The 16,618-nt window shown below is 41.1% G+C and carries 16 protein-coding genes and 1 tRNA gene; 10 read left to right on the top strand and 7 right to left on the bottom strand.

Annotated elements, in window-relative coordinates; all coding sequences use genetic code 11:
• Nucleotides 1-478: 478 nt before the first annotated feature.
• Both EKG38_RS03550 and EKG38_RS03545 read left to right on the top strand, forming a co-directional pair.
• Nucleotides 479-745, top strand: a complete 267-nt coding sequence (locus EKG38_RS03550) for a thermonuclease family protein (protein ID WP_246033065.1) — start codon at nt 479-481, stop codon at nt 743-745.
• Nucleotides 746-817: 72 nt separating this feature from the next.
• Complete coding sequence (locus EKG38_RS03545; protein ID WP_126518696.1) at nt 818-1,924, top strand: hypothetical protein; 1,107 nt, start codon at nt 818-820, stop codon at nt 1,922-1,924.
• A 525-nt stretch (nt 1,925-2,449) separates the two neighbouring features.
• Here EKG38_RS03545 and EKG38_RS03535 read toward each other — a convergent pair.
• From EKG38_RS03535 to EKG38_RS03505, 7 genes are all read right to left on the bottom strand, one after another.
• Nucleotides 2,450-4,348, bottom strand: a complete 1,899-nt coding sequence (locus EKG38_RS03535) for an ATP-dependent helicase (RefSeq protein WP_126518694.1) — start codon at nt 4,346-4,348, stop codon at nt 2,450-2,452.
• Nucleotides 4,349-4,351: 3 nt separating this feature from the next.
• A complete protein-coding gene (locus EKG38_RS03530; RefSeq protein WP_126518692.1) occupies nt 4,352-6,178 on the bottom strand; it encodes an ATP-dependent nuclease in 1,827 nt (608 codons plus the stop codon).
• A 304-nt stretch (nt 6,179-6,482) separates the two neighbouring features.
• Nucleotides 6,483-8,846 carry a replication endonuclease gene (locus EKG38_RS03525; RefSeq protein WP_185826762.1) on the bottom strand — a complete coding sequence of 788 codons (2,364 nt, stop codon included), beginning with the start codon at nt 8,844-8,846 and terminating at the stop codon, nt 6,483-6,485.
• Nucleotide 8,847: 1 nt separating this feature from the next.
• Complete coding sequence (locus tag EKG38_RS03520) at nt 8,848-9,144, bottom strand: hypothetical protein (RefSeq protein ID WP_126518688.1); 297 nt, start codon at nt 9,142-9,144, stop codon at nt 8,848-8,850.
• A complete protein-coding gene (locus EKG38_RS03515) occupies nt 9,137-9,394 on the bottom strand; it encodes a helix-turn-helix transcriptional regulator (RefSeq protein ID WP_126518686.1) in 258 nt (85 codons plus the stop codon). The genes EKG38_RS03520 and EKG38_RS03515 overlap by 8 nt, the downstream gene beginning before the upstream one ends.
• Nucleotides 9,395-9,476: 82 nt before the next feature.
• Nucleotides 9,477-10,370: a hypothetical protein gene (locus EKG38_RS03510; protein WP_126518684.1), complete on the bottom strand. Its 894-nt coding sequence runs from the start codon at nt 10,368-10,370 to the stop codon at nt 9,477-9,479.
• Between the two features lie 18 nt (nt 10,371-10,388).
• Nucleotides 10,389-11,624, bottom strand: coding sequence for a site-specific integrase (locus tag EKG38_RS03505; protein WP_126518682.1), 1,236 nt, complete (start codon nt 11,622-11,624; stop codon nt 10,389-10,391).
• Between the two features lie 143 nt (nt 11,625-11,767).
• Here EKG38_RS03505 and EKG38_RS24870 point away from each other — a divergent pair.
• From EKG38_RS24870 to EKG38_RS03470, 8 genes are all read left to right on the top strand, one after another.
• Nucleotides 11,768-11,841 (top strand) — tRNA-OTHER (locus EKG38_RS24870).
• Between the two features lie 1,122 nt (nt 11,842-12,963).
• Nucleotides 12,964-13,530, top strand: coding sequence for a Na+/H+ antiporter subunit E (locus tag EKG38_RS03500; protein WP_246033064.1), 567 nt, complete (start codon nt 12,964-12,966; stop codon nt 13,528-13,530).
• A 1-nt stretch (nt 13,531) separates the two neighbouring features.
• On the top strand, nt 13,532-14,515 hold the full coding sequence (locus EKG38_RS03495) for a universal stress protein (RefSeq protein ID WP_126518680.1): 984 nt from the start codon (nt 13,532-13,534) through the stop codon (nt 14,513-14,515).
• Between the two features lie 63 nt (nt 14,516-14,578).
• Nucleotides 14,579-14,800 carry an MrpF/PhaF family protein gene (locus EKG38_RS03490; protein ID WP_439332636.1) on the top strand — a complete coding sequence of 74 codons (222 nt, stop codon included), beginning with the start codon at nt 14,579-14,581 and terminating at the stop codon, nt 14,798-14,800.
• Nucleotides 14,787-15,086 carry a monovalent cation/H(+) antiporter subunit G gene (gene mnhG, locus EKG38_RS03485; RefSeq protein WP_126518676.1) on the top strand — a complete coding sequence of 100 codons (300 nt, stop codon included), beginning with the start codon at nt 14,787-14,789 and terminating at the stop codon, nt 15,084-15,086. Before EKG38_RS03490 ends, mnhG begins: the two co-directional genes overlap by 14 nt.
• A complete protein-coding gene (locus tag EKG38_RS03480; RefSeq protein ID WP_126518674.1) occupies nt 15,074-15,397 on the top strand; it encodes a Na(+)/H(+) antiporter subunit B in 324 nt (107 codons plus the stop codon). The genes mnhG and EKG38_RS03480 overlap by 13 nt, the downstream gene beginning before the upstream one ends.
• Before the next feature lie 220 nt (nt 15,398-15,617).
• Nucleotides 15,618-16,274 carry an MnhB domain-containing protein gene (locus EKG38_RS03475; RefSeq protein ID WP_126518672.1) on the top strand — a complete coding sequence of 219 codons (657 nt, stop codon included), beginning with the start codon at nt 15,618-15,620 and terminating at the stop codon, nt 16,272-16,274.
• Nucleotides 16,271-16,579 carry an NADH-quinone oxidoreductase subunit K gene (locus EKG38_RS03470; protein WP_126518670.1) on the top strand — a complete coding sequence of 103 codons (309 nt, stop codon included), beginning with the start codon at nt 16,271-16,273 and terminating at the stop codon, nt 16,577-16,579. Before EKG38_RS03475 ends, EKG38_RS03470 begins: the two co-directional genes overlap by 4 nt.
• Nucleotides 16,580-16,618: the final 39 nt, after the last annotated feature.

Raw genomic sequence — 16,618 nt, 5'->3', positions numbered from 1 at the left:
GGTGGTGAATCGATGAGAAAACTGGCGCAATCCGATCACTTAGGGTAAAAATAAGGGGAAGAGAGAAAAGATGATTTAGGTGATCGGATTAAACCGAAATGAGTGATCGCAATCGCCGGAATACGCATCTATACATCACACTTATTCGCCCCGCTTTAGCTACTGCTCCTCTCTAATCATAATACAGTCGATGATCCACACCTATCACCAACTAAGCCTCCTAAAGAGCTATATGATGCGCCTGAGCAGCTTGCTGAGAGACTTAGATAGTTGAACACGCCTAACGGTCTGACGGAGTCGTTACAATCAGTTATGCGGTAACGCTAAAATAACAGGCTAAGTAATGGTTGGCTATAATTGTGTAGCGGAGCGAAACATAGCCAACTGTTACGTGTCCTTGTTTATTTTCTTGTTATATTTTTATAAATAAAAACAGTTAAAGATTATTGGGCTGTAGTTGATAAAGTAATCAGTGTTTATGATGGTGATACATTTCCCGTCAATATTGCCGATTACCCCTTTGGTAATTGGTGAAAACATACCTGTTAGAGTTAATGCCATTGATACACCTGAAATACGTGGTAAATGTGAGTATGAAAAGCAACTAGCCAAACAAGCGAAGAACTACACAAAACAAACATTAGCTAAAGGTAAAGAGATAGAGATTCGTAATATAAAACGTGATAACTATTTGAGGTTGGTCGCTGATGTTTTTTTGATGGGAAGAATTTTGGGGAGTATTTAGTTGAAGCTAAGTTAGCGTATCTATATGATGTGTCTAATAAAAACTTTTGGTGTAACAAAAAGGCTATCAACAATGAGTACAGATTCTAATTATCCTAACGCATGGAAAAAAGCGTTGATGCATATCATTAATTCATCCTCAGTAACTATCAATACTGTAATATTTGGTAATTTACATGCAGAAGGCTCAGACTTAGAAAAATTTGTAAAAAGTTATATGTTGCTCAAGCCAAAAGGCTCTAATGATCCTTCATATGATGCCGGTATCATTTTTTGTGCAAATGAGATGCGGAAAATGTTAGTTACATACGGTGTAGTTGATTGCATAAGGCTAGATGAACGTTTTAGTCCATTAACACCTTTGGATGAAGATCCTAAATGGGAACCGTTTATTGCTAACGAAGATAGTGATGAGTATGGTAACCCTGCTTATCATAAACTAACCGTCAATGCTAAAGGTCTTGAAGTTATAATAAAGCTTCAAGAACATGATGATAATGAAAGAAGATTTAATTCTCAAAAAGAATCTACAGAAGCTCAAATGGAAATTAGTGAATCACAAAAATTAGTTAGTGAAGCATTAAAAAGTAACAGTGACAAATCAGTTACAACAGCAAGGTGGGCTATTGGCCTTACAGTCATTGCCATTATTTTTAGTGGTATTAGGCTTTATTTTTTAGAGCAAAAAATCACCAGTAACGATACTATTAATGATCGCATCAGTGGTTTAGAAAAACAATATAATACCTTAGAGAATGAGAACATTATGCTTAAGGATAGTATTGAACGTATAAATAAACCTAAAGTTGACAGTAAGCCTGAAGGTATAAATAAACCTAAAGTTGAAAGTAAGCCTGAAGGTATAAATAAACCTAAAGTTGAAAGTAAGCCTGAAGGTATAAACAAACCTAAAGTTGAAAGTAAGCCTGAAGGTATAAATAAACCTAAAGTTGAAAGTAGGCCTGAAGGTATAAATAAACCTAAAGTTGAAAGTAAGCCTGAAGGTATAAATAAACCTAAATTTGAAAGTAAGCCTGAAGGTATAAATAAACCTAAAGTTGAAAGTAAGCCTGAAGGTATAAATAAACCTAAAGTTGAAAGTAAGCCTGAAGGTATAAATAAACCTAAAGTTGAAAGTAAGCCTGAAGGTATACCTATAGCCAAATCAGTAGAGAAATAACTATTAGCCACCTTTAGGTGGTTTTTTATGCTTTGTTGGAAATAAGTGGAGGTAAAAGTATAGATTGTTTTACAAGATGCGTTAAACTCAATATAAACAATATTACTCACAAATACCTAAAGTAAATGCAGCTGAAAATGTTATACAATTATCAGCTAAGTAGCTTTAAACGCCTCCATGAACAAAACCGAAGTTTTGGGTTAACTCATCACAAATAGCCAAAGACAACTCTGCTTCCAGTCGTACACTAAAGGGTTGTTTTCCAAAATCGAGCATAGTACTCAAAACCTCTTTGAAAATATAACCCCCTAACAAGAGGGGGTACTATTTAAAAATCAATTTAAATACAAAAATTTAGACTGACCTCGGCTTGGTACCTACTTTAACGTGTAGCCTATTTGTAGCAAATGGCAATGCATCAACTCGCTGTTTCGTTAATTGTAAATAAAAGAGTAAAAAATAAGCATTTTACTCTTTATGAACAAATAATTTTCATCTATGTCATGGCATATATTACCTGTAAAATTATTGCATTTCTTTAACAAACCTTGAAGGTTGCTGCCATTTTACATCTCCCCATGGCATAGTTCTTTTTTCTGGGTAAGAAATATATAGCCATCTTTTTGCTCTTGTTACTGCTACAAATGCACTATTTCGTTCTTCTGAAATTTCACTGTTTGAATTAGCTCTATAGTCAGGAAATACGCCTTCACACATACCCATTAAAAATACTATATCTTTTTCTAAACCTTTCATGGTGTGTACTGTACTTAAAGTAACACCAATATTGCTTCTGCTTTCTGTTACTTGTCCTAACGCCATGGCGTTTCTAAATGCTTTTAATGAACCACCAACACCTTTCATTTTAAATCTAAGCCATAATTCTTTAAAGTCATTCAATTCCGAAATACTCATTTCCAATTCTAATTTATCATTATCATTATCACTTAACGAGGCTAAACTCTTGAGTTTTTGATCAAATGTAGAAACAAACTTTCTTATTTTAGGCTCTTCATTATCTAGATTATCAAGTTCTTTCAATAGAGCGGATTGAAGTTCTGGGAATTGAATATTAGAATTGTAATCAATATTCATAGACCAGTTATATAATTGTCTTTCATCCCCCCAATCTTTAGGTGGTGATATTTTAAGTAACTTACATAGCTTTTTACCATCAACCCAGTCTTTTGGTGTCAGCTTTACTCTCAAACCATAATCTAATATTTTTCCAAAGAGTGAACTCGGTTCAGCTAAACGTTCACCTTTCTTTAAAAAGTACTTAATATTTTCATTAGTTAGCTTTTCTTCTAAGGCTGGAAAAACAAATCGGTTTCTAGCAATCACGACCATTCTATCAAGCGATATCTCACCTTCTATCTCATCATGATTTTTCATTTCAAGTAAAAACTTAATTTGATTAGTAATCCATTGAGCTTCTTCGAATTCATCTTGAGATTTATTGAAGGTTACTCCACCGACAAGCGCGGCACTACGCTCTTCTTGAGAGTTTGGTTTTAATTTATTTGCAACACTAATTACAGCTTTCGTACTTCTATAATTTTCTTTCAACTCGAATTTTAAAGGTTCAAAATCATTGATAAATTCTTTACATAAGAAATTTGATGATGAGCTATTAAACCCGTAAATCATTTGGTGAGGGTCTCCAACCATTAACAGACTTTTCACTGATTGGCCACAAAAGACTTTAATAAATTCGTATTGCGCCCTATTCAAGTCTTGAGCTTCATCTACACATACATGTTTATATTTTGTCCTATAGATATTTGAAATCCAGTCGTACTTTAATAATAATTGATGCCCATAAAATAAAATATCATCATAATCAATCCCTCCACTATTCAATAATGCAGATTGATAATCCTGATATATTTTCCAAATCCGCTCTTGCCCTCCAAATTTGACTAAAGCCTCATCTTCTGTTAGAAACTCTCGTTTTATAGTAGAGAAGGCATCCATATATTTTTGCATAATAGATTGTCTATTTCGGTGTTCTTTTGAGTCAGGAACATCCAAATATTCATCAATATTCACTCCATCATCTCTCAAGGATTGTAAAAATATCTCCATCCTATCTTTATCTCTGTCATAAATATTTAGTTCAGATGGTAACCCTATAGTGTGACCATATTGTTCGATTATGCTTTGAGATAAAGAATGAATTGTTGAGATCCATGCTCTACTAGCTGCTTCTTCTGAATCCGATAATCGTTCTATCATTTCTTCAGCAGCTTTGTTGGTAAAAGTGAGTCCGATTACTCTATCTTTTTTAGTTTGTTCTAGTATAAATCGGACTCTTTCTGTCAATACTCTAGTTTTACCTGAACCAGCAGAGGCTAAGACTTGTATATTCTTATCAAGCGGCGCTTTTACAACAAGCGACTGATTATTTGATAGTGGCATCATAGCTTAGACCCTCGCCTTAATTTTCTCAAAAAACTCTATTATTTTTGGTGGTAAATTTTCATTTGGTAATTCGCATAATGCCTGTGCAACAGCTTGAGCATACATTGGCTTTTTAGAATCCAATATTTCTAAAATTGCTTTTTGCATTCCATCAGCGCTTAAGTAGTCTCTAATAGGGGCTTCTAAAATTGGTTGCTTACATGCTTCACAATCAGGAACACCTGCTCGAACAGGCTTTAAAGCAGTACCTTGCCTCTTTCTAATCCAAGTAGTAATTTTAGCAGCGCCTTCAAGTTCTGTTATAGATTTTTTAATCAGCTCTTCATACCCACTGGCTAACAGGTACCCCTCGAAATCAGTTCCATTCAAGATGGTTATATTTGGACTATTTGTTAAATCAACTTCACCAAAAATCTCTTCATAAGCACTTTTTAGCTTGGCTATAATGGGAGCTTCTCCATCACTAAAAATAAATACAGGAATGTCAAAATCTCTGGCTAACCTCAAAAAAGGTTTGTATTTAGCACCTGACCCACCAACTCCAATAAAGTTAATTCCAAGAGAAAAAGGTTCTGAGTTAAAGTATTTCTGAAATAAAATAGGTAATGCTTGTTCTTCTGTCTCACCTTCTGACAAAATTAAAGCCCTCGAAAACAGCAGTTCTCCTCTAGAATGTATTACTTCTCTTTGAAGCTTTCGTTTATCCTCAAGAGAAATGTCATTACTTAACTGTCTTACACAAACTCCAGACGCTCCATTTGATAATGATCTCAAATTGCTCTGTTCCGCTAATGCTACGACATAAGGTGAATGGGTCGTTATGATTACTTGTCCTTTAGACTCAACTAGTTGCTTGTAGAGTGTACGTTGTGCATTCGGATGCAAATGCGCTTCAGGCTCTTCTGCGGCAAGTATGGGGTGGTAAGCTTCGGATTCTTCATCATACTTTTCAGAAGCTAATTCTGTAAACGCTTTAACCGTCAACATAGAAGCCCAACTTCGTGTCCCCATCCCGTGATATTCCATTGAAAATAAACTACTGTCATTTTCACCAAAATGTACTGTAAATTGTTTTGATAAATCCCTTATCTTCTTAGGGAAAGGAGTTATTTCAGCTTTCCCAGAGTTGGAAAAAGATTGATTCAATTGCTCTAAATGCTCTTTTAACTTTAGAAGAGGCTCACTCTTGCTAACTGCTTCATCATTTAAATCAGAAATGATTCCCTCTAATGCTTCTTTATCGGTTTCGTTGTATTTAATATTAGATAATATTTTACCGACAAAAGAGTTTTTCTCTCTTAATTCTGAATGAAGATCTCGCTGAGCATCAATGGAGAAGTATGGTAACGATTGCAATGCAGAACGAATTCGTTTTTTCTGATTGACTCTAACACCTCTCCAATCTGTAAAATCTGGCCAACTTTCTAAAGAATATCTAGAAACGTTAAATCCACCTTTGATAGCATCGGGAGTACATATCGTTCTAATTGCTGAAAATTGATTTTCAAGAGCATCAGCCTGGACTTTCTCCCCAAAAAAATCTATCCATTCTTCCTCAAAGAATGAGGTTTTCTTACCATCATCATCAACGGGGACGACCCTTATATCAATCAAAATTTCATCTATGGGATTGTCATCTTCACCGATAAAGAAATCCTCTTCCGTTAGATGTCTTGAATAATCACCTAGAGCAAGCTGAAATGCTTTGACTACTGAGGTTTTACCAGCGTTATTGAGGCCTATTAATACCGCAACTCTTGGTAAATCTAATTCAATATTTTTAATCCCTCTAAATCCAGAAATCCTGATTTTATCAATTAAAATGGTCATGGCTTCCCTTCTCGAATTATATGATATATTTCTTTAAATTCATCATACTATAAACATTGGGTGATTTTTGTGATTAGTACAGTTATTTACAGAACTCCAAGTAAAAGCATCTTTGCCATTCTGGCAGGCGACTAGCAAAAGATTAAAGAGAGGTTTCTGGATATATTTGATTCAAGCTACAGCCTAGTTTCTGCTTAAGCTGCTGTTGAGGGGTACCTGATATGTATTATTCGAAGCTTTCACCATTCAAGTCTAAGGCTTCACTGTTCATTGGCATCAGGCATTGCATCTAACCTGAAAATGCCTATGCTTTTTCTATCCTCCATTGATAGAGTCTGGTAACGATAGTTCGCCCAGCAAACCATAAGCCCTTAACTTTAGTGATCAGTTCACCATCATAATAACTCTGTAAGCACTCCCCTGTTTCTTCATCAACATTCAGTTCGTAATGCAGTTTAATCGGCCTATCTTTGAGTTTGGTCGAGATCCCGCCCATAGCCGTAGTGTAGCCTTGCCAATCGCTATTATCTGCGGCAAAACGTGCTTGCTCTAACACTGAGTTTTGGTTTTCGGTATCTGTAGCAAAGAGCTTTATACGGATTCTTCGAAGCTCACGCCACACAGAGACACTAGCACCACCTATTTGCTGGAACTGGCGAATACACCAACAAGACGCCCAAGCATCTATGCGCTGAGCAACGAGAAGAGAGTCATTACCAAATTTATCTTCTCCTAACCCTTCACCATCAATATTTTTAACGATGTATTTCAAGATATAGCCCGTAGCAGAGCCTTTAGCAGGATCTATTTTCTTAAAGTCACAACGGTTCTCTAAAGCGCCTTTTTCATCACCATCGACTTCTAAGGCGTAATGACGAATGATACTCTGCATCGCTTCGAGCTTTTCGCCTTCAATAAAAAACAACATGTGCCAATGAGGGGTTCCGTCATGTTGCGGTTCAACCACTCTAAAGCCATACGGGTTTATATTCTGTCGATTGAATTCAGCACGTGTTTTTTTCCACTGGTGGTTTAAGTACTTATTTGCTTCATCGGGCATTAATCCTTGCCACTTGGGATTAGGCGCACCAGATTTAGAGAAGGCTCGATGATACTTTGAAGGGCAAGTAACAGTAATGAACAACGCCTCATGGCCTTCTTCTTTTGCTAGGTTTTCAAAACCTCTAGCACGACAAATCAGCTCATCTTTTCTTATCTTAGGGTTAGATACGTTTAAGTCAGATACTTCCTTTAAAGAATAGCGTTGACCGAGTTCGTTAATGATAAAGCTAGAACTCATTAACTCATCATTTCTCAGCCGTTGAGCAATTCGGTTTTTAGTCGTTATGTTACTGGCGTAAACCTGCCTTTTGCTGTTAACAAAATTTAGGTGTATTGCCGCTTTTTCATTTGCTTGAGTTATCAGCTTGCGAATCTTTCTCAGCCACCATCGATTATCGGTATAGCGTTTGATACATCCTGATAGTTGAGTTGCTTTACTTGGCTTTATTGGTTGAATATTGAAGGTTGCTACGTAACGAGATAAATACTCATATGCTATTTTTTGTTTGCCTGTAGTCAGCTCGCCAATTGAAGTAACCGAACTTACTCGGTCTGTTTCGGGGTTGGTTTCGGGAATCATTCGGTTTGATTCGGGATTAACGAGATCACTTCCCGAACTGCTTTCGGAAATGGTTCGGTCAAATTCGGGATTAGCTAGACCACTTCCCGAGCTCATTTCGGAACTAGTTCGGTCTAATTCGGGATTAGCTAGGTCAATTCCCGAACAGGTTTCGGAAATGGTTCGGTCAAATTCGGGATTAGCTAGGTCACTTCCCGAACTGGTTTCGGAAATAGTTCGGTCAAATTCGGGATTAGCTTGGTCACTTCCCGAAATGGTTTCGGTAATAGTTCGGTCAAATTCGGGACTTGTTTCGGTAATAACTCGGTTAGATTCGGTATCTACGACAGGATACTCGTTAACGGGTACATCCTCGTTAACGGGTACATCCTCGTAAACGGGTACATCCTCGTTAACGGGTACATCCTCGTTAACGGGTACATCTTCGTTAACAGGTACATCTTCGTTAACAGGTACATCTTCGTTAACAGGTACATCTTCGTTAACAGGTACATCTTCGTTAACAGGTACATCTTCGTTAACAGGTACATCTTCGTTAACAGGTACATCTTCGTTAACAGGTACATCTTCGTTAACAGGTACATCTTCGTTAACAGGTACATCTTCGTTAACAGGTACATCCTCGTTAATGGGTGCATCACTGAAAGCATTAACAGGAATATTGTGGTGAAGGCGAATAAAGTTGATTGCTTTCGGGTCGATGGCAATTCTTCTGCAATAGTCCGCACATTCTTTTGCTTTGATATTAATGTCATCATCAAAACAAAAAAACATATGAGCCAATTTTTTAGGCAGTAATTTATAAAGCGTGGTAGACGTATCTAGAATATGCCGATTACGCGTATAGGCTGTTGGTTTATCGAAGGCCTCCTTTAATATCGTGCTTTTAATCAAGTTAGAGAATGTTGACAATTTTGCAGTGATAAATCGAGCATCAGCTTTATCCACACGCGATAAATAAGGCGATAAAATGTCATCATTATCATTCATCGCCTTTACGATGATTTTTTCTCTAAAGCTATTCACGCTAAGAGGCTCCAAACCTAATCTCATGAATACATGCTCGACCCTCTTCGGTCACGTAATAACGCTCATACTTGATTCCAAATGGATAGAGAAACTCACTGGTAACAAAACCTGTATCAATAAGCCTTTGAAGTGTTCTCTTATCGAATTTATATCGATCACCTAACCAATCCACATAGCTCTCTAAGCCATTCATTTTTCGGTAGGAGGAACCAAGCTCACGACAGATTTCAAAATGAGTACTTGGTAATGATAACCAAATGAGTAAACGCTGCTGCTCTTTCGTTAGCTCAGGCATGTTTACCCCCTACGTCACTCTGACCTAGGTGATCCATGCGGTAGAAGCTATCAAGCCACTGGTCTAAATCTTCCTTTAGGTAACGAACTGCACGACCAATTTTGATAAATGGTGGAGCTGGGGTTCTATTTTCTCGATTTCCCTCCATACGTGACTGACGTAGGAAAGAGCGACTCATACCGATATATTCGGCAGTTTCTATTTCTGATAGTGCGCGTTTGGTTTCTGCTGTTGGTATTGCTGTTGGCATGTATGCCTCCATGTATTTCTAAGTACATGGAGGACAATAAAAGGCGTTTTGAGTCCTAGGAGTCCTTCTAGGAGTGCTAGGACTAAGTTTTTTTCAATTCCCTAATTAAATTATAAAAGCTCTTTTTCTTCATCTGTTTAAGATCTGACTTTATGTCATACCAGTACAAAGTATCACTGCCAATTTCATCTATAATCTCATCAGTATCAAACAATCTAGGCTCATTCAAAATATCTTCACCTAGCTTATTCCAAATCTGATTTGCTTGTTCATCAGGGTATTGCTTAAGCATCGTCTGCAATAAAAGGTCTATAGGGCGGCTATTTTTTTGAGTTGAATTCACGAGCTGTTTTGGCTCATCATCTTCTAAATTGCTCAGAATATTGCGAGAAAAATAGCTATTAGCTTTCTTAAGCTCTTCTGAAGTGATGCAGGCATCGTCTAGCGTAAAGCTATGGCTATGATGAAATAGCTCTTTCTTGAGAGGCTTTGGTGGCTCATAGGGGGTTGATGTATCCATGCTACTTGCTACGCCCTTACACATGTTTTCAAACTCTTTTAACATGCTTGTACGCTCTTGAGGGTAAAAGTAAAAAGGCATGAATTCGAAGGGGATCTTATCAAAAGGAGTAGCTAACCACTTTTCAATAACGGTATTTGGCATTTCAACAGTGAACGGGTAGTCGGTGGAATAATGGGAAATTTTGTTTTGTTGTAATATGGTCGAACTGCCGACATATATTTTGCTTTTTTCAAACAACTCAGTTTGCTGATTTTTGGTCATTGAAATAAGCCCTGCATACTTCGCTTGGCCGAAACAGCTAAACTTGCCCTTTACCCAACCGCCAATAAGCACATCTGTTGATTTGCAGTATAGGCAAAATGATACTTCGGTATCTGTGTTTAAATACTGAATATCCGCATCAGACAGTCCACAAGTTTCATTCAATTCTGATAATCGATAATATGCTTTCAAGTCGTTCCCTTACTTGTATTAACCAATCAGGTTTACCGCTGCCGCTTTATGTTCTGGTGCTAAATGAGCATACCTTAAAGTCATCGTCATATCAGCATGACCAAGTAACTCTCTCACCGTATTTAAATCAACACTCTTCATCACTAATTGGCTCGCAAAGTGATGCCTTAAATCATGAAAATGAAAGTCCTGTAACTCTGCATCAGCAACTACCTTAGAAAAACCTTTTTTAAAATCGGTTAGCGCCTTCCCTTCGCTGCCTTCAAATACAAAAGTTGTAAACGCGTTTTGCTCACGCCATTTGGTCAGTACATTGAAAGCAGCGTTGTTTAGAGGGATATGCCTAGTTTTACCAGACTTAGCTGATTCGCCTTTAATCGTTAGCACTTTTATTGAAAAATCTATATTCGACCACTTGAGCGATAAGATCTCCCCTCTTCGCATACCTGTATTCATCGCAAGGATGACTATTGGCTCGATGTGATCGGCATAAGCATGGTGACTAAGAGATGGTTGCTGAGGATAACCACGCTTTAACCTGTGCTCATTAGCACTCAAACGCTTTGACTTTATAAGCTTGTCACGTTCAGTCAGTGTGCTTAACAGGGCTTTCTCTTCTAATGGGTCTAGGTAGCGAGTTCTATTGTTATCAAGCTTATAAGCCTTCACTTTCCCTAATTCATGAGAGTCTATGATTCCCCACTCAACAGCTCGACTCAAAGCCCCTTTTAACGTGTTCACGTTATAGTTGATCGTTGCTTCAGCTTTATTGAGCTTTTTGGCTTTAGAGCGCCATTGCTCAATGTGCCATGCCGAAATCTCTGATAACTGCATATCAGCGAGTTCTTTAAAATTGTTGAGTAAGACACTTTTGATTTGATCTGCTGTTCGAGTGCTGTTGGCGATGAGCCAAGGGTGATACTTCTCTTCGACATAGACTGAAAACTTGTTAAACTTTTTGGCTAGCTCTTTTGCTTTGGCGACTTTCTTGTCTGACTGAACATTAATACCCGATGCAACTTTACCAGCTTGTGATTTTGCCATATCACGAGCCTGAGTTGGGGTGATTGAACTCCCCTTACCCAAAAGGTAATTTACTTGCTTTCCATTGTGACGGTAAAAGAGGTAATACGAGATAGCCCCTTTAGCTGAAATTCGTGCATGAAAGCCTTTAATCTCGGTATCGTTGAGCCGCTTATCCTCAACAGCTAAACTCTTTATCGAGGTCGCATTAATTTTTGACAAAATAGCCATAACTCAATCCTGTGTAGCAAATATGTAGCAGATTAAGAGTATAACCAAGATACGCAATGAATAACAATGAACAAGAGCAGTAAATTTAAACAACTAAAAATCATATAGTTAAACATCAAGAATGGCGTATTGAAGTACATTGTGGTTCACTGGAGTTTAGTGAAAATTCAGACTCATAATCGTCAGGTCCCCAGTTCGAGTCTGGGAGGGGCCACCATAGTTTTAAACGAAAAAGCCTGCCTCGTGCAGGCTTTTTTGTGTCTGGAACACTTATGCCGCATTCCAGGGATGGATAAATGTGGTGTTTGTGTCTGAAATTTGCTTATCATTCCACACCAATAAACACTCACTCGCCTTATCTGAAATAATTACTGTAGTTAGTCAAAACCCCCTACAGCATGCTCTCGTTTACAAAGTGCAAATCACCTAATAACTTAGCTTTATAACAGCCAACCACCAGCAAATGTGGTATATCCCGAAATTTGGATAATAATTAATCCTAGTATTTCTGTAACGACCAACGTCTACGATATTAGAAGCGAATATGAGTGAACCAAAAGCCATCTACCTAACCGGGAACATTCTGATAGTCAACTTTCCCAGGTATCACTCGGGCTATACGCCCCCACAACCATACCATCGGAACTGGTATGCACCTGTCATACCGATAACTTCGAAGACAAAACCCACAGATAACCTTTGCCCCTAGTCTCTGCTTACTGTTACTCACAGCCTTTCTTTTTGGCGCGCGGTTTTAAGCGACTAGGGCTAAAAGCTTTGTACCTGGAAGGTATACCAGCCTTGCCTTCAACCTTAGTCAGATAACAGCCGTTATGAATATAGAAACCTGCTCAGCGTGAGCTACATTGAACCAACAAGAACTTACGATGATGTGATAAGTAAGGAAACGTGTTGATATTCAACGCTCAAGGGGTGTGGAGAGGTTAATCATGCTGAGCTGACAATTGCACGACAGCGCTGGACTGATCTAGATTGCGCTAGCTAAATGTAGCCTGATATTGCTTATATCAATAACTAGGTATAACTAGATTGAAGCAGCCTTCTCATAATTTAGCTTTGCAAGTAGAGCCCGTTGCTTTCTTTGCTGGTGGAGTCCAACGCTAACCATCCAGGCATAGTACTAATCTGCGGAATCATCATCTACACTTTAGTGGAGACCGATAAGCTGTTGCGCCGGCGCGATGAGAGTAACAATACTGATAAATGAGCTTTTTCCATGGCATATTTAGTGAATTTGCGGCTCATAGATCGGGTGATGTCGCTGGTTTGGATAAGGCGGGAGTAACCCTGATATTGACGCCGTATATGGATGTGTCCCATGAGACAGCGAAGTGGTTCTTGGGGCTACGGAATGAGTCGACTATCTAGTAAGGGCTGGTTTAACAATTTGATGAATATTCATTTCCGGAGGGTATGGTTTCGTGCGGTTGCTTTTACCTTTATGTGGTGGATGCTCACTGAGGGGTCAGTAAACTCATGGCTGGTTGGTACGCCGGTAGTGCTCATTGCTACGTTGATAAGTATGGTACTGGTGCCTCCTTTTTCCTGTTCGGTGGTTGGATCTGTACGCTTCGTGCCGTTTTTTATTTGGCACTCGCTGCGTGGCGGTGCCGATGTGGCGTGGCGCGCATTTCACCCCAAAATGCCCATAGCCCCGGACCTAGTTGACTTCCCCTTACGCCTGCCACCGGGAATGTCCCGGGTATTCATGGTTAATACGGTCAGCCTGCTACCTGGTACATTGAGTGTCGAGTTAGGAGCTAACAGTCTGAAAGTTCATGTACTCGACACACGAAAAAATGTGTTATCGGAACTCATGACGTTAGAAACAATAGTTGCCAGAATGTTCGATATATCCCTGCAGGATGCTAAAGGAGACGAATAAAATGAAGAGGTTTAAAGACATACTTTGCGTATTGGAACCGGTGAAAATCTGCGAATCAGCTCTGGAACGTGCCGTCACACTGGCCGAGAATAATCAGGCCTGTTTAACTGTGGTTGACGTGGCGCCATATGTCACTGTGGGTATTGGGATGTCTGATGGTGGCTCTGGCTTAGCCGATTTGCAGGCCGCGATGGTCAGTATCCACAAACAACGGCTGGAGGCATTCGTCGAGCCGTTCGCTAAGCGGATTAAGATCGAAACTAAGGTATTGGTTGGCACGCCTTTCCTGGAGATCATACGTGAGGTTCTGCGCAACGGCCGCGATCTGGTGATCAAAGTACCTGAATATCAGGATTGGTTAGAACGGTTATTTGGCAGTGACGATATGCATGTCTTGCGCAAGTGTCCATGTCCGGTTTGGTTAATCAAGTCGCAGGCCCCAAAGGCCCACCGGGTCATCTTGGCCGCAGTAGATGTCGATGACACCCACCTACAGCAAGAGATGGAATCACGACATGCACTTAACCGTCAGGTACTCGAAATGGCCAGTTTTCTGGCTCTGGCCGAGGCTGCCGAGCTGCATATCGTGCATGCATGGAATGTGTTAGGAGAGGGATCCATGCGCCATGGGGCATTCATGAGTACGTCGGAAAGAGAAGTCAACGCCTGTGTCGAGCAAGTTAGGCGACAACATGAGGCAAATCTGGATGATCTGATGTGCGAGGTGAGTGCCAATATGGGGCAGGATACTTTGTATTATCTTAAACCCCGAACGCATCTGGTAAAGGGAGGGGCTCGTAAAGAAATACCGGCGCTGGCGAGGCATATCGACGCAGATCTTGTTGTCATGGGAACGGTAGCCCGTACAGGTGTACCGGGCTTTATCATGGGCAATACCGCGGAATCAATCCTGAATCAGATCGATTGCTCCGTACTCGCGATCAAACCACCAGGCTTTAAAACGCCGGTTATATTGGACGATTAAATCCGTATGCAAACCCTATATTTCACACTGGCGTTGTTCCTCTTGCTGAACCTCATTGTCGGAATGTGGCGGGTGTTGCGCGGTCCCACCGCCGCGGATCGCATGTTGACGGCACAGTTGTTCGGCACCACATCAGTGGCTGCAATGTTATTGCTGGCTCAGGCGACGGACAAACCGGCCCTACGTGATGTGGCACTGGTATTCGCCTTGCTTGCGGCGGTAACTGCGGTAGCTTTTATCCGGCGTGCCTGGCGGGTTAGAGAGACAAAGCATGACGCCAATTGATCTCCTCTCCTCCGCCTTGCTAATCGCCGGGGGCGTGTTCTTCCTGGCGGGCACCCTGGGCCTATTGCGGTTTCCTGATGTCTATACACGCCTGCATGCCTTGACCAAAGCTGACAACGTGGGCTTGGGGCTGGTGGTCGCAGGGCTGGCCGTTCAAGTGCAAAACTGGTTTACCGTGGGCAAGCTACTGCTGATTTGGGTATTGGTGATGCTCGCCAGCGCCAGCATTTCCCATTTGATTGCAAGGCGTGCTTTGCTGCGAGGTATCAAGCCGTGGAAGCGTTGACCATACTTAACTGGGTGTTAGATGGCCTGTTGGGAGTGAGCTTATTCAGCCTGGCCTGGCTGGCACTCGCAAGCCCGGATATTTTCAAGGCAATTGTGCTATTTATCAGCTTTGGGCTGCTGATGGCATTAGCTTGGGTGCGGCTCAATGCGCCGGATGTCGCTCTGGCTGAAGCGGCCATTGGTGCGGGCCTGACTGGTGCCCTGTTGCTGGCCGCGTTTGCGCGACTCGAAGATATCAGTATAGGAGCATCTGACGGCGAGGAAGTTCAGTCACACATTCAACATGATTCAAATGAGGAACCAAAATAAAGGTAAGCAAAAAATGCTTGATCACCTTAATGAGTTCGAACTAAAAACGACCAATAATCGCAGCCTTCAGTTCATCTCAATATTCTTATTGTTGTGTTACGAGCCAGTTGTTTAAGCCGTGAGACTACATTGCTCGCGGCGTGCACGTAAGAGCATTGAAATTGGACGAAATTTAAGCTTGAAAGATAGACTGTCCCTACGGTAAACCAGGAGAGATGATATGGAGAGGAGTCGTTGGTTGTTGCCATTGTTGCTGATGCTCTGTCTGGGTCTAGGTTATACCGTATTATCTATGCCTGAACCTGTGGAAGGTCTGCCAGAAATGCTGGTCGACAACATGGAGGTTGCTGGCGTGTCTAATCCAGTGACTGCGGTGCTGCTCAACTTTCGCGGCTACGATACTTTGCTGGAGATGGGAGTGTTGCTGGTGGCTCTGCTTGGCGTGTGGTCACTCGGCGGCATACCTGATTATCGCGAATCAAGCCCGGGGCTGGTTCTTGACATCATGTCACGTCAGCTGGTTCCAGTGCTGATTCTTGTGGCCGGTTATCTGTTGTGGGTGGGCGCCGACGCGCCGGGGGGAGCCTTTCAAGCCGGTTCTCTGCTGGGGGCTGCGGGTGTATTGCTGCTGCTTTGCGGATGGCGTATCGGCAACAGATGCTCAGGACTGCCGTTGAGATTCCTTTTAATCTTGGGCTTGGGCATGTTTGTCGTGGCCGGTACGGGTTTACTTCTGATAGGAGGTGAATTCTTACAGTATCCGTCTCCTGTGGCCAGAGAGCTGATATTGATGATCGAAGCGGCGGCTACGCTGTCTATCGGTGCTACGCTGGCGGCCATGTTTCTGGGTAGCCTACCGGGGGGAGCAGACAAATGAGCTATGTTTACCTCTATGCGCTCCTTGGTGTGAGCTTGTTCGTTCTGGGCTTGAACGCCTTGATCGTTCACGCTCATTTGCTGCGCAAGATACTGGCTGTCAATGTGATGAGTACAGGCGTATTTCTGGTGCTGGTGGCACTGTCTTCCCGTAATGAGGAGGTCTTGCCAGACCCTGTGCCGCATGCCATGGTGATTACCGGCATCGTGGTTTCGGTGTCTGCTACAGCATTGGCTCTCATCTTGATGCTGAAGGTAAATAGGGCAACCGGAAAAAATGAACTTCCCGACAGGGGCCGGGACTGATCACTGGAAACGGCTGAGATTGCTGCCTATGGAGTTAAT

Source organism: Shewanella canadensis, assembly GCF_003966225.1.
GTDB lineage: Bacteria > Pseudomonadota > Gammaproteobacteria > Enterobacterales > Shewanellaceae > Shewanella > Shewanella canadensis.
This window is presented reverse-complemented; position numbering and strand designations above follow the sequence as displayed.